Raw genomic sequence first — 13,623 nt, forward strand, 5'->3', positions numbered from 1 at the left:
ACAAAACGTAGCGTTTGCAACGCGGGTAATTAAATCAAAATAGCTTGTAAAACCGTTGTTTCTATTTTAAAAATCAATGTCTGAAAAATACAAAGTTATCGATAGTACTGTGCCCACTTTTGTTACCATAACAGTTGTAGATTGGGTAGATTTATTTGTGAGACCTGTGTATTGCAATATTTTAGATGATTCCTTAAATTACTGTATCAAAGAAAAAGGATTAAGTGTACATGCTTACGTTTATATGTCCAGTCACATTCATTTAATTGTTTCAGCGGCTGATGGCGAACTACAAAATGTTATTCGGGATTTCAAAAAATTTACCTCAAAGAAACTCATAGAAGCGATCAAAGAATTTCCGGAAAGCAGGCGAGAATGGTTATTGCGGAAATTTAGTTTCGAAGCCCGAAAATCAGATAGGGCAAAAAATTATAAGTTATGGAAGGATGGCTTTCATCCTGTTGTATTGGATACTTTAGAAAAAATTGAACAACGAATACATTATATTCATTACAATCCTGTAGAAGCCGAAATAGTTTTTCATGAAGAGATTTTGTTAATAGCAGTTATAGAAATTATGAAGAGGATAACAAGGTTTTTTGTAATGTAATGGTAGAACGTTTGTGGTAATCTTATCCGCGTTACAAACGCTACGATTTTGTTTTCATAATTTAAGTAGGTACTCGATGCAATCGAGCACCAGAGAAATTGTTAATTGGTAAAGTGTTTAATGAATTTATTGTTTTAATTTTTATTGAACTGAAAAATTTAGAAATTTTTTGAATGTAACGGCATCTGTTTCGTAATACTTTTTCGCTTTCTGACTTTCATCATCTTCATATTCCATGTCCATACTGTAAGAATTTGCATCGTATAGATAAAATTGTACAAGGTTTTTTGCTTTAAAATAATAGATATTCAAACCTAATCTATGTTCAAAAAAATCTCGATGGTTTGAATTCTCTTTAATGTTAGAAGCTAAGTCTTTTGATATAGTTCTGTCATTAAAGGTTTGGGTGTTGATAAACATCAGAGTTCCCTCGTATAATATCCTAACTGTTGTTTTATTAAGATAATCAGCTCTTATCTCGTATGCTTTAGCTAATTCTGCTTTTGATACTACATAGTATTTACAACTGACTTTATTATTCCAGCCTTTTTGGTTGAACTATAAGTGTAAAAGCCGTCCCTGTACTTTTTAATTATAATTGCATATGTACTATCAGCTATTTTTACGTCTTTAATTTCAAGTGAATTAAAATTATCAGTACCTAAACCATACGACTCATAGTTACCTAAAAGTTTCTGATTTTCACCAAGATCTTGCGGTATTTTATTTTTTCCACTTATCCATTGCCCTGAAGAGTTTTTTAACCAACCATTAGCTAATATTAATGCGCTACTTTTTTTTGTTATTATTGGCAATGCATCATCTATTCGATTTTGGGCATTGATGGTGACTACAACTAATGTAAAAATTATAAGTAGATTTATTTTCATTAGATAATTCTTGGTATTTTAATTTTATTAATATTACGAAAGTATAGAAAATAAATTTAATAAACAGCATCTTGAACCCTATAGTGTGGATTTGTAATCCGTGCCAACCACGATTGAACATAAGAAAATCCAAAAAATATACTTTGCGGGCGCGGATTACAAATCCACGCTATCGTTGTATCAATTAGGATAAAAAAGAATATTATCATCTGATTGAAAAATATTTTTCTTAAATTAGAGAAACAATTAAATTCAAAAAACATGAATCCATCAAAAATAATAGGAATAATTCTGATCGTTATTAGTCTCTTTGTAGGGTATGTAGGTATCAACAAAATAGCTGATAATACAAAAGAAATTAATTTATTAGGTTTAAAAATTGACGCATCTAACGAAGCCGGTAAGGAACAGGGATACCTTTATTTAGGGCTGGCCGTCATTTTACTTGCGGGCGGAATTTACACGGTCAACAAATCAAAATAAAGTGCGGTAAGTTGATTAGCCATCGTTTATCAACAATTCTGTTGCTCGATGCAATCGAGCAACAGAATTAGAGGGTTAAAAGACTTATTGAATTTATTGTTTTATAATTTCATAGCCCAATTCTTTTGGCTTTGTTACGATATCACTATCAATCCATTTCGTTTTAATGAAATATTTTCCTTTATTTTCAATTAGTACAAATTCAGGATTCATTTTTGCTCCTAATTTATAACCATTTAAGTTTTTTAAATGATTTAATACTAATTCATTATTACTCTCTTTCGCAGCTAATAAATCTTTAAAACCTATCAGATAACCATCTCCGGACGCTATAATGCTATCGTTTGAAATTTCAATGTCTAAATTCCAACCAGCATTTTCTCCTCCAATTTTTCCATAACTAAAATAGGCAGTATACTTTCCAATCCATTTATTTGGAATTTTTATTTTTTGAAGCTTAACTGATTTATTACTGGCTTCTTTCTCTTGATTTTCCTTTGGCTTTTGTTGGCAAATTACAAGTTGTAAACAAAATAAAATAGTTGTGATTACGAGTGTTTTTTTCATATTTAAATTTATAGTATAATACACCTTAGAGTTCAAATACCAAAAGTCATTTGAACATTAGCTTAAATTAGTTTACTTCCTATTTAGCAAATGCCATTCAAAATCTATAAATCTTTTACTTTTTATGTAATATTGATTGTTTTCTTTCTTGATTAAGAAAGAACTTTCTTCTACATCTGAAGTACAAGTACTTTCACCATTATATATTAATTTTAAAATTCCTTTATTTTGGGTAATGCTGTAAGTCCCTTCACAATATGCTTCTAACGAATTATTCGTTCCTATGCTTAAGATAGCCTCAGCGCTCTCAAAACTAAAATAAAAAGTAATTTCAATCGGCTCTCCTGTTTTAACACTTTCAACTTTAGTCTTAATGGAATAATCACCTTTTAAATCTATACTTTCGTTGTTTTGTTTTAGAATCGAAGTGTTTGATTTGACAAAGGTATATTTGGTATTCATTATTTCTACTTCTTTTTTACATGGTGTAGCTATAAAGAATAGATATATATAGATGGAAATATTTTTCATTAATACATTATATTCAGTCATTTTTTTTTAAAGGATATTCATCATTGCCTGGATTAATAGTAGAAATTGGTGATCCAGATATAGTAAAATCTTTATTATCTTTTTGGATATATATCACCCCCATTTCATCATACTTTTTATTAAAGACAATCTCTATTTTATTATTGCCTACTATTTTTCCCACCAATCCGCTGTAAGTTTCAGTTTTTTCTCCATCACTCACATAAACAATGTTTATGTTACTTAAGTCGTTAATTGAAATTTTAAAACTGGTTTTTAAATCATCTCTATTTGATTTTTCGAATGAATAATTCCCTGTCCAATTATTATCCTTAGTATTTTTAGGTGTTGAATCATTATAAGAGTTGATTTTAATGGTATTAATCTTCCCACTATTATTATCAATTTTATATTGATTCCAGGATGTAACTTTTATACCTTCCTCATCTTCAGTTATCCCTAAAGTCCATAAATTATTATTATCTAAATAAAAATATTGGTTTAGTGTAACTAATGCTTCCGAGTAATTTTCTTCTGTATATACAATTAGTTCATCTATTTTTTTATCATTTTTATAAGTTGCTAAGTTAATAATGGTATATATGTCAGCATCTGGTTTTTGTTTATCGCTTTTTTGAAATCTTAAATACAGATTTCCCAGTTTATATTCCTCATTGGTATTTAAATTCCAATTAGCAAACTTCTCATAGTCAAATTTTATTTTAGATATAATTGCGCGTTGCAATTTCATATCGATATTATTTTTTAGCTGATTGACAAAATCATATTGTGATATCAATTTATCACCGTAAGTAATTGTATCACCTAAAATAGTTTTAGAGTTCTGGATGTTATTTGATAAAGGTTTGTCAATTTCTTTTCGACAAGAAAAGAATAAAAAAATGGTTAAAAGTAAAATTATGTTTTTCATTGATTGTTATTTTTTATTACTATGCTTTCATTATTGAAATTTCCTGAATGTAAGTGACTATTATGTAATTTTCCACCATCTTCTGCATTTTTTATTTGTTTGCAATACTTGCTATTCCCAATCAACACCTCAGTGAATTTAAATTTGATTATAGCGTCAACAAATGACTGGTCTTTTTCAAGATCATTAAAATAAATTGTATCAACACTTCGTCCATTTACATGTTCAGCACTAGGAAAACAAGAACCTTCTTTAAAACAACTTCCGGTAGTTATAACTCCTTCTGGATAACTACATTCTGCTAAAGCACCTATAAAAGCAGCAAAAACATTTGGCCCTGTGTATCTCCGTTTTGTTTTAGAAAAGCCATATTTAATTATTATTCCATTCTTAGAGTAATTTAAACTGTCTGGCATTTTAATTAATTCAATTTCATTTCCGGTAGATTTATATAATCGCCATATTAAACCTTTTGTAGGATGTTCTCCGTATTCTGCGATATCATCATTATCATATTTAATCCTTCTCGTTGTACTCCCGTCTGAAACCTTTTGGTCACTAATAATTTCAGAATGTATTGGCTTACTATTGTAAACAATCCCTGCTTCTTTCCCTTTAGTATTATACCAATCCAGAATACATATTGGATGCTCTTTTTGGTTTTTGTCATGATAAATATATTTGTATTTATTTTCATAACCTTTTTTTATTTCTTTAGGTATTATTTTTTCAATTTTTCCATTATGATATATGTTATAAGTAACAATTTCTTTTTCATTAGTATTTTTTAATATTGAAGGGCAAGTGCCCAAAAAAGAAACTTTTTTATTCATCCCTTCGTTGTAAAGATCATTTATGGCTTCTTCAAATTCCCAAACGTAAGAGCTCCCCTCTTTTCCTTCGTAATATCTTTTTTTTCCTTTTTCATCGATCCAGTATTCATTTTTCTCTCTTTTAAAAATAGGATTATCATCATATGCATCTTTTGTACTATCATAAACAACATAATCTTTTTCTGTTCCATGACCACATGCATTGGGATAGTTAACAGCCAGATATAAATCTGTTTTTGTCTTAAGTTTTCCCTCAAACTTTTTTTGTTTGAAAAACTTCTCTACATACTCTAATTGAGCAGTAGCTGTAAGTTTTACTAATTCTGACCTTTTTACTCCTAAATCTATAGCAGCAGCTTTTCCAATTTGTATTAATCCTACGTAACCATTTTTGGTGTCGTCATTGTGTTTCTTAAATGTGCCGCATTTAGGACTAAACGTCCTTTGTGTTTCTAAAGCCATTACGGCCATTAACCAATTAGCTCCTTCATTTTTTGCTTTTGGAAGTCCTAAATTATTTGCAATTTCAACAACTTTCTTTCTAAAATCACAACTCACTTTATTTCCCCAAATCAAGTCATATTCCTTACAAACACAAGTAGCAGCATCTTTCTTTTCATCCTCTTTATCAGGTACAAAAATCTTCATTACACTATTTGTAAACTCCATTGGATCAGGTAAAAATATGGGTTTTATTTTGAAAGCTTCTTCAACCCAATCGTACTTTTTAGCAGTTGCCGGAGGTTGTATTCCTCTTTTGTCTTTTTTGGATTTGCCTTTTGTTTCGGCCGGAATTGCTTTTTTGACAGGTTGCTTTTTTGATTCCGGTTGGTAATCAGAATTGATTACATTTAAATTATTGCTGCTAACTTTTTCTTGTAGAAATATTTCGGCGGTTGCATAATACTCATGGGTTTGCCCTTCATTGGCATTTCTTGCATTGGCTATTTTTTTGAAATCGGGTGTTAATTTAAAATCAATATCGGCAATTCCATTTTTTACGGTACCAGAAAGTGTTTGCGCTTTGTTTTTTTCATTTAGCTTATCATGTCCACCTCCGTCTGCATCATCTTCCCAAAGTGTAACATATACTCTCTGCCAATCCATGTGCTGGCAATGAACCCTTGCTTTAATGGTTTGCCCGTAAGCTAATGGTTTCGTTGGTTTTTTACCGTTTATATCAAGTAATTCAATACTTTGAATTTTTGGAATTTCAGCCGGATGAGTTTTTATATCCAGATAAGTGATCTGTTCACCACGTTTCGCTATAATACGAATCCCCTTTCGGGTTAGGCTTCTTTGTAAAAAAGTAAACGATACGGTGTTTCCTGTCTTTTCATTTCCTTTTGCTTTTCGCCATTTGCCAAGTTCCAAAACATAAACTTCCCATGTAACAGGATATTCAAAATGGTTAAGAGTATTTGAAGGAATCTGGTCTGAAAAAAGTCCTATTTTAGGAAGTAGGGTATTGACTGAGTAAAACTCTTCCTTGCCCACTTCTGGAGCAGGGTTTCCGGTTATTTTAAAATCTGACATTTATATCGTATTTGGGGCAACAATTGGAAATAAGATTTTTCTTTAATTATTTGACGAATATAAATATTAAATTCATTAAAATTACAATAATAAAAATAAATTTCTTACAAATAAAAATTTTAGCCCAGATGGAAGCGGCATCCTTTTGTGGCAGGGTTTGCCACAAAAGATACAGCGGACAGCTGGACGTAGCTCCTGAAAACCCTTAAAATAAAATAGCTCTATTAATGCGAAAACCCAAACGAAATACTGAGGATAATGATGCCGATTACGATGGTGGTGATAGCCACATAGAGGTAGTCTTTTTCGAGGAGAAAGGAAAATAACGACAACAACACCCGAAATACAGGCGCGAGGAACAAAAGTATGATTCCGGAGAAGATGATCGAGTCGCCTTTTCCCTGAATTAGCCCTTCGTAAATGGTAGCTATGACTTCGAAAATGTTTTTATCTTTTTCTATAAATGCAGAGTAGTCTTCGATTTCCTGGCCGTGGTGCAGCAGATAAACAATGCCTCCAATTGCAGCTACAGTTAATGCTGTCCAAACGCCGTAGCGCAATAAATTTCCTATAATGTTCTGAAAATCTTTTTCCTGAGATATATTTGGTGTCATGTTTTTAGATTTTTCCGTTAATGCCATTGTAAATCATGTTTATTGCCAGTACAAAAATGAGGCAGGCGAAGAAAATGCGTAGTTTTTTCGGATTGGTTCTCACCAGGATTTTGGCTCCTGCCATGGCTCCGAATAAAACGCCAATTACAACTGGCATACAGATTCCGGGTTCGATATAGCCTTTCTGAATATAAATTACGGAACTTGCCATTGCGGTAACGCCCATCATAAAATTACTTGTGGTGGTAGAAACCTTAAACGGAATCCGCATGATATTGTCCATCGCGATTACTTTGAACGCCCCGGAACCAATTCCTAACAATCCCGACATCATTCCGGCGATGCCCATCATGCTGAATCCACCAATTACATTTTTTGTTCCGTAGGCTATTACTTCTCCGTCATGCGTAGGGTAAGTGCCGTTAAGATGCAGTTTCTTGGCCAGCGGACTGGATTCTAAAACGATATGTTCTTCTTTTTTTCGCAGGGAATTAACAGCCGAGAAAATAAGCGTGAGTCCGAATAAAACGGCGATAAAAGAGGTCGGTGCGATGGTTGAAAGCAGTGCTCCGCCAACAGCTCCGAGAGTGGTGGCGATTTCGAGAAATATCCCGAGACGCATATTGGTGATTCCTTCTTTAACATAAGCCGCCGCAGAGCCTGATGAGGTAGCAATTACAGAAACCAATGCTGCCCCGATTGCATAATGAATATCAACTCCGAGAAGAACTGTGAGTAGTGGTATGATGATAATTCCGCCGCCTAATCCGGATAGAGAGCCTATGAAACCGGCTAAAAAAGCTCCTAAAAGCATAATGAGCGTAAATATTAATATTGTCATGGGTATGTTTTTTCTGGCTGCTAATTTACGAATACATATTGGCTATTAAAGCTTAAAAAGTACTTAAAAATTATTATTCCAAGATGAGTTTCTTATGAAAACAAACATTTTAGCCCAGATTCAAGCGGCATCCTTTTGTGGCGATGTTCGCAACAAAAGATATAGCGGACAGCTGGAATTGGCTCCATAAAATAATAATTGCAAATTCAGGGATTAAATAATAAGTATAAAAAACACACTTATAAAAACGGCTGAAATCCAAAATACAGTACAACTTCGCAGTATTCTGGCGTAAACATTGAAAAATCAGTGGCTAATTTTCTTAATTTAGAATAAAAACAAAGGAAATAAGAGTATTTTTGTACCCGAAAAACACATCCGTTTTAGGTTATAAATTCAAATCAGAATGTCAATAATTAAGGAGTTAGAACAACTGTCTGCATCATTAGAAGGAACACTTTTATACGATGATCTTCATAAAACGCTTTATTCAACCGATGCGTCGGTGTACCGAATTAAACCGAATGCGGTGGCTATCCCCAAAACGACCGAAGATATTGTCAAACTAATAAAGTTTGCAGCGAATCATAACATGTCGATTACACCGAGAACTGCGGGAACCTCACTGGCAGGTCAGGCGGTAGGAGACGGATTGGTAATTGATGTTTCGAAGCATTTTACTAAAATTATTTCGTTTGATGCCGAAAAGAAAACCGTTACGGTTCAGCCCGGTGTTATTCGCGATGAGCTGAATTTATTCTTAAAACCTCACGGTATATTTTTCGCTCCAATCACATCAACCTCAAACCGCGCCATGATTGGCGGAATGGTGGGAAATAATTCTTCCGGAACGACTTCGATTCGGTATGGTGTAACGCGTGATAAAATTGCTGAAGTTAAAGCAATTTTGAGCGACGGCTCTGAAGTGGTTTTTAAAGACCTGACTTCGGATGAATTTATAGAAAAAACAAAAGGCGAGACTTTAGAAAATAAAATATACAAAAGTGTTTACGACGAACTTTCAGTAAAAGAAAATCAGGAAGAAATTGTAAAAGAGTTTCCAAAACCTGAAATTCACAGGAGAAACACGGGTTATGCGGTTGATATTTTGCTAAAATCAGAATTGTTTGGAGGAACTGAACCGACAATTAACCTCGGAAAACTGCTTTGCGGAAGCGAAGGAACTTTGGCTTTTACAACAGAAGTGACACTGAAAGTAGATGATCTTCCACCTACACACAGTATTATGGTGGTTGGGCATTATCATACGATTCAGGAATCTTTAGAGTCGGTTGTGGTCGCAATGAAGCATCATTTGTACACCTGCGAAATGATTGACGATACTATTTTGGATTGTACCAAAACGAATCGGGAACACGTAAAAAACAGGTTCTTTTTGCAGGGTGAACCAAAAGCGATTATGATGTTTGAAGTCGCGGGCCATACTTTGGAAGATGCAGAAATACAAGCTGATGCCCTGATTGCCGATCTAGAAAAAAACAATTTTGGTTATGCCAACGTAAAGATTTACGGCGCCGATATTGACAAAGCCAACGAACTGAGAAAAGCCGGACTTGGTCTTTTAGGAAGTATTGTAGGCGACAATAAAGCGGCGGATTCAATTGAGGATACAGCTGTGGAATTGAGCGATTTGCCAGCCTATATTGCAGAATTTTCGGCGATGATGTTAAGCCACGGTCAGGAAGCGATTTATTATGCGCATGCGGGAGCGGGAGAATTACACCTTCGTCCGGTTTTGAATTTGAAGAAAACCGAAGATTTAAAATTATTCAGAACCATTGCGACAGAGGTAGCGCATTTGGTGAAAAAATACAGAGGTTCATTAAGTGGTGAACATGGCGACGGAATTGTACGCGGGGAATTTATTCCGTTTATGATTGGCGAAAAGAATTACGAATTGCTGAAAAGAATCAAACTGGCGTTCGATCCGAATTCGGTTTTGAATATCGGAAAAATTGTCAACGCTGGGAAAATGGACGAAAATCATCGTGTGATTTCGGGCAGAATTGAACCGGATATCAAAACATTTCAGGATTTCTCAGACAGTTTAGGAATTTTACGTGCAGCCGAAAAATGCAACGGTTCGGGCGATTGCAGAAAATTACCATCGGCAGGGGGAGCGATGTGTCCGAGCTATCGTGCAACCCGAAACGAAAAAGAAACCACTCGTGCAAGGGCTAATGCGTTGCGTGAATATCTGACCTATTCTGAAAAAGAAAATAAATTCGACCAGAAAGAATTATACGAAGTTTTTGAGCTGTGTGTAAGCTGTAAAGCCTGCGCCAGCGAATGTCCGAGCAATGTGGATGTAGCAACTCTAAAAGCCGAATTTTTATACCAATATCAAAAAGCAAACGGATTCTCTACCCGAAGTAAAATTTTTGCCAACAACGCCAAACTAAACAAAATGGGAAGCAAATTCCCGTCGATTACGAATTTTATTTCGAATCAGTCTTTCGTTAAAAAATCAATGGGAATTGCGCCGGAAAGACAAGTTCCGTTATTGGCGAAAAAGACTTTTAGAAAATGGTTCCAAAATCATAAGCCTTCAACTACTGATTTTCCTAACGGCAGATTATATTTGTTTGTAGATGAATTCACGAATTATTATGATGTAAATATCGGAATCGATGCTTTCGAATTATTGACAAAACTAGGCTATCAGGTTTTAGTTATCGATCACGAAGAAAGCGGAAGAACGTATCTTTCAAAAGGATTTTTGGAAGAAGCCAAGAAAATAGCCAATCATAACGTAAACGTTTTTAAAGATCTGGTTTTAGGAAATGCTCCCTTGGTTGGGATCGAGCCTTCGGCAATTTTGACTTTTAGGGATGAATATTTGCGTTTGGCAGATGATAAAGATGCTGCAGAAAAATTAGCCGGAAATACGTTTACAATTGAAGAATTCTTCAAAAAAGAAATCATCGATGGAAAAATCACCCCTGATTCTTTTTCAGAAGAAACGAAAGAAATTAAGATTCACGGACATTGTCATCAGAAATCATTAAGTTCTGTTGAAGCAACTTTTGCTATGCTGAATCTTCCTAAAAATAACACAGTGACAATTTACAATTCGGGCTGCTGCGGAATGGCGGGTTCTTTTGGATATGAAAAAGAGCATTATAAAGTCAGCATGCAAATGGGCGAGGATACATTATTCCCAAAAGTTCGTAATACTGCTGAAAGTGTAAAAATCGCTGCAGCAGGAACGAGCTGCCGTCATCAGATTTATGACGGAACTAAGAGAGAGGCTCAGCATCCGGTTTCAATTTTAAAAAGTTGTTTAAAATAACTAAGGCTTTAATTTATGTATATGAAATTTTGTTTGAGCATCATTTTATTCACAACACTTTTAGCGAAAGCACAAAATAGAGTAGATTGTTCAAAATGTTCATTGGAACTCATTGATGAGACTAAACTGGAAAATGAAGATATTAATGCTTTAAAATTTTTAAAAAACGAGATTTACGCCCGAAAGGGATATGTGTTTTCAAATCCTGAATATGCTGATTATTTCAAAAAATATAGATGGTATAAGCCTGTAAATAATAATAAAAGTATTGTTTATTCGGATATTGAAAAGAGGAATATTGCAATCCTGTCGCAAAAAATTAATGAAATTTCGCAGTTTATTTCGACTGAAAATAATAGTAAATACAAAATTATTTCAGAAGAAAAGATAAATGAAATTTTTACAAAAGAAAAAAGAAAAGAATTAGGAATCAATTTTAATATCTGGAAAGTTTACAGTTATAAGGATAAAGGGGGAGAGTATTATTTAGTTTTAACGGAAAACAAATTTAAAGAGCCAACTGGTGGAAATGTTTTTAATAATTCGGTCAAAGCATTAAATTTTAAAATACAGGACAATGGTTTGATCAAAACTTTTGAAACAAATGATGCCAAAGATAAGGAAGAGGAAAGTGTATGGTTTTGGACACGATATATCTATGTGGAAGATTTTGATAATGACGGTATCATAGAACCAATGATCATTTATGGCACCAGCGGTTATAATGGTTATAGCGATGGAAGAATCAAAATTTTATTGTATTATAAGGGTAAAAAAATTGGAGTACGAATTCAAAATGGCGTTTTAGATGATGAAAGAAATCTTAAGATAGATGCCGATTTTTATGCTCTGCCAAAGAAAATACAGGACAAAATTGTAGAGCAAATGGAGTTAATGGTTGAAAACAACCATTCGATTTTGCCTTACGGCTGGGAAAAAAAGATGGCAAAAAAGATGACTTTTATTGAAGAATAATTTCATAAAAAATACTGCCACAGATTAAAAAGATTAAAATAAACTGTAAAAAAATCTATTTAATCTGTGGCAAAAAACTATAAAACTATTTTCTTCCCGGTTTCAGCTGCTTTGTAAATTGCATTGATAATTTTAATGTCTTTCAGTCCTTCCTCACCCGTAATGTGGTTTGGGAGTTTTTTGTTTTCCAGCAACACTTTAGAAATCTCATCCAATTGTTTTTGCTGTTGTTTGATTGGAGGAAATTTAAGAGGACCTTTTGATGTCTTTCCTTCATAAGGTCCGTAACTGAGTCCAGGGCTTAATTCAAAAGAGCCAAAATCAGCAGATGCGTAGGTTCTGTCAATATTATAACCACAAGAGGTAGTTCCATTAGCCATTGCACCGCTCGGAAATACCATTTGCCAGGAAATGCTTTCTTCTGTTTCTGAAAATCGGTTTTTATCGTTTATTGTACCAAACTGTGCAGTAACCGAAATCGGTTCTTCTCCTAAAATATACCGGCTGGCCTGTATGCAGTAAATTCCAAGGTCCATTAAAGGACCGCCACCTGATAATTTTTTGTTCAGTCTCCAGTTGGCCGGACTATTTATATCAACAGGTTTTTTGGCAATGGTATCATACGTTTTATATCCCAGGGATGATTCGATGTATCGTACCTGTCCAAAAACTTTTTCTTGTCCTAATCGCTTAATTTCTAAATGAGTTGGCTCATAATGCAAGCGGTATCCAATGGCCAATTGTACTTTATTATCATTGCAGGCTTTGATCATTTCTTCGCATTCTTTCACGTCAATCGCCATTGGTTTTTCAGTGATAACATGTTTTCCGGCTTTTGCTGAACGAATAACAAAATCTTTATGCATGCTGTTTGGCAGGATAACGTAAACCATGTCTATATCTTTATTTTTTATGATCTCATCGAAATTGTCATAATTATAGATATTCTTTTCGGGAATATTATATTTCTCTTTCCATTTAATTGCTTTTGAAGGGGTTCCTGTCACTATTCCTGCAAGATTGCAATACTCAGAACCCTGCATAGATTCGGCTACAATATTGGCATAAATGCCCAAGCCGCAAAGTGCAAGATTTATTTTTTTTCCATTATAAGGAATATGTTCTGGTTCGGCTGCAGATAAAAAAGAAGGAATACTTGTCGCAATAACTGAAGCACCAACACCAATCCCGAATTTGTTTACAAATGAACGTCTGGATATTTTTTCCATAAATTTTGTCTTTATACGATATTAAATTATGATTTTAGTAGTAAGCAGTTTCAAAAAATGAATATTTATATTTTTTGTGAAGAGCTCTTAAGATAATTAACTTCAAATTAAATGATTATAATTTTATTGTCCTAAAAAAGCGACATATTTCTTGGTGAAAATAATTAAGAAAATTTGTGCAATTTGAGAGGAAAGATACAGGGTATAAACAAAATCGTTTTATATATTTGATTTCAGGATAATTTTTGCATTATTTGCAAAATAAAAGCG

General features: G+C 33.7%; 13 protein-coding genes. 4 read left to right on the top strand and 9 right to left on the bottom strand.

What is annotated here, in order from left to right; genetic code table 11:
- Positions 1–76 precede the first annotated feature (76 nt).
- Positions 77–610: a transposase gene (locus K8B81_RS18745; RefSeq protein WP_223683079.1), complete on the top strand. Its 534-nt coding sequence runs from the start codon at positions 77–79 to the stop codon at positions 608–610.
- 141 nt (positions 611–751) lie between these two features.
- Here the strand turns inward: K8B81_RS18745 and K8B81_RS18750 are convergent, their stop codons facing one another.
- A complete protein-coding gene (locus K8B81_RS18750; protein WP_223683080.1) occupies positions 752–1,030 on the bottom strand; it encodes a hypothetical protein in 279 nt (92 codons plus the stop codon).
- Positions 1,031–1,119: 89 nt separating this feature from the next.
- A complete protein-coding gene (locus K8B81_RS18755; RefSeq protein WP_223683081.1) occupies positions 1,120–1,500 on the bottom strand; it encodes a hypothetical protein in 381 nt (126 codons plus the stop codon).
- A 261-nt stretch (positions 1,501–1,761) separates the two neighbouring features.
- Here K8B81_RS18755 and K8B81_RS18760 point away from each other — a divergent pair, with 261 nt between their 5' ends.
- A complete protein-coding gene (locus tag K8B81_RS18760) occupies positions 1,762–1,983 on the top strand; it encodes a hypothetical protein (protein WP_223683082.1) in 222 nt (73 codons plus the stop codon).
- Between the two features lie 93 nt (positions 1,984–2,076).
- On the opposite strand, the gene K8B81_RS18765 is transcribed toward K8B81_RS18760, so the two are convergent.
- From K8B81_RS18765 to K8B81_RS18790, 6 genes are all read right to left on the bottom strand, one after another.
- Entirely contained in the window at positions 2,077–2,550 is a 474-nt protein-coding gene (locus tag K8B81_RS18765) for a hypothetical protein (RefSeq protein WP_223683083.1), read from the bottom strand.
- A gap of 72 nt (positions 2,551–2,622) precedes the next feature.
- Positions 2,623–3,081 carry a hypothetical protein gene (locus K8B81_RS18770; RefSeq protein WP_223683084.1) on the bottom strand — a complete coding sequence of 153 codons (459 nt, stop codon included), beginning with the start codon at positions 3,079–3,081 and terminating at the stop codon, positions 2,623–2,625.
- A 13-nt stretch (positions 3,082–3,094) separates the two neighbouring features.
- Positions 3,095–4,012, bottom strand: coding sequence for a hypothetical protein (locus K8B81_RS18775; RefSeq protein WP_223683085.1), 918 nt, complete (start codon positions 4,010–4,012; stop codon positions 3,095–3,097).
- The gene (locus K8B81_RS18780; RefSeq protein WP_223683086.1) at positions 4,009–6,381 is read right to left on the bottom strand and encodes a hypothetical protein; all 2,373 of its coding nucleotides are present in this window, start codon (positions 6,379–6,381) and stop codon (positions 4,009–4,011) included. The genes K8B81_RS18775 and K8B81_RS18780 overlap by 4 nt, the downstream gene beginning before the upstream one ends.
- Positions 6,382–6,605: 224 nt before the next feature.
- Positions 6,606–7,022, bottom strand: a complete 417-nt coding sequence (locus tag K8B81_RS18785) for a DUF1634 domain-containing protein (RefSeq protein WP_223683087.1) — start codon at positions 7,020–7,022, stop codon at positions 6,606–6,608.
- The gene (locus tag K8B81_RS18790) at positions 7,000–7,836 is read right to left on the bottom strand and encodes a sulfite exporter TauE/SafE family protein (RefSeq protein ID WP_223683088.1); all 837 of its coding nucleotides are present in this window, start codon (positions 7,834–7,836) and stop codon (positions 7,000–7,002) included. The genes K8B81_RS18785 and K8B81_RS18790 overlap by 23 nt, the downstream gene beginning before the upstream one ends.
- 406 nt (positions 7,837–8,242) lie before the next feature.
- Here K8B81_RS18790 and K8B81_RS18795 point away from each other — a divergent pair, with 406 nt between their 5' ends.
- Entirely contained in the window at positions 8,243–11,149 is a 2,907-nt protein-coding gene (locus K8B81_RS18795; protein ID WP_223683089.1) for an FAD-binding and (Fe-S)-binding domain-containing protein, read from the top strand.
- Between the two features lie 21 nt (positions 11,150–11,170).
- Positions 11,171–12,124: a YARHG domain-containing protein gene (locus K8B81_RS18800; RefSeq protein WP_223683090.1), complete on the top strand. Its 954-nt coding sequence runs from the start codon at positions 11,171–11,173 to the stop codon at positions 12,122–12,124.
- Positions 12,125–12,201: 77 nt separating this feature from the next.
- Here K8B81_RS18800 and K8B81_RS18805 read toward each other — a convergent pair whose 3' ends face one another.
- A complete protein-coding gene (locus K8B81_RS18805) occupies positions 12,202–13,353 on the bottom strand; it encodes a Gfo/Idh/MocA family protein (RefSeq protein WP_223683091.1) in 1,152 nt (383 codons plus the stop codon).
- Positions 13,354–13,623 lie beyond the last annotated feature (270 nt).

This window comes from Flavobacterium hibisci, assembly GCF_020026925.1.
Lineage (GTDB): Bacteria > Bacteroidota > Bacteroidia > Flavobacteriales > Flavobacteriaceae > Flavobacterium > Flavobacterium hibisci.

Excerpts from the sequence above, each read along its gene's own strand:
- K8B81_RS18745 (WP_223683079.1), top strand. The coding sequence starts at position 77 with ATGTCTGAAAAATACAAAGTTATCGATAGTACTGTGCCCACTTTTGTT.
- K8B81_RS18750 (WP_223683080.1), bottom strand. The coding sequence starts at position 1,030 with ATGTTTATCAACACCCAAACCTTTAATGACAGAACTATATCAAAAGAC.
- K8B81_RS18755 (WP_223683081.1), bottom strand. The coding sequence starts at position 1,500 with ATGAAAATAAATCTACTTATAATTTTTACATTAGTTGTAGTCACCATC.
- K8B81_RS18760 (WP_223683082.1), top strand. The coding sequence starts at position 1,762 with ATGAATCCATCAAAAATAATAGGAATAATTCTGATCGTTATTAGTCTC.
- K8B81_RS18765 (WP_223683083.1), bottom strand. The coding sequence starts at position 2,550 with ATGAAAAAAACACTCGTAATCACAACTATTTTATTTTGTTTACAACTT.
- K8B81_RS18770 (WP_223683084.1), bottom strand. The coding sequence starts at position 3,081 with ATGAAAAATATTTCCATCTATATATATCTATTCTTTATAGCTACACCA.
- K8B81_RS18775 (WP_223683085.1), bottom strand. The coding sequence starts at position 4,012 with ATGAAAAACATAATTTTACTTTTAACCATTTTTTTATTCTTTTCTTGT.
- K8B81_RS18780 (WP_223683086.1), bottom strand. The coding sequence starts at position 6,381 with ATGTCAGATTTTAAAATAACCGGAAACCCTGCTCCAGAAGTGGGCAAG.
- K8B81_RS18785 (WP_223683087.1), bottom strand. The coding sequence starts at position 7,022 with ATGGCATTAACGGAAAAATCTAAAAACATGACACCAAATATATCTCAG.
- K8B81_RS18790 (WP_223683088.1), bottom strand. The coding sequence starts at position 7,836 with ATGACAATATTAATATTTACGCTCATTATGCTTTTAGGAGCTTTTTTA.
- K8B81_RS18795 (WP_223683089.1), top strand. The coding sequence starts at position 8,243 with ATGTCAATAATTAAGGAGTTAGAACAACTGTCTGCATCATTAGAAGGA.
- K8B81_RS18800 (WP_223683090.1), top strand. The coding sequence starts at position 11,171 with ATGAAATTTTGTTTGAGCATCATTTTATTCACAACACTTTTAGCGAAA.
- K8B81_RS18805 (WP_223683091.1), bottom strand. The coding sequence starts at position 13,353 with ATGGAAAAAATATCCAGACGTTCATTTGTAAACAAATTCGGGATTGGT.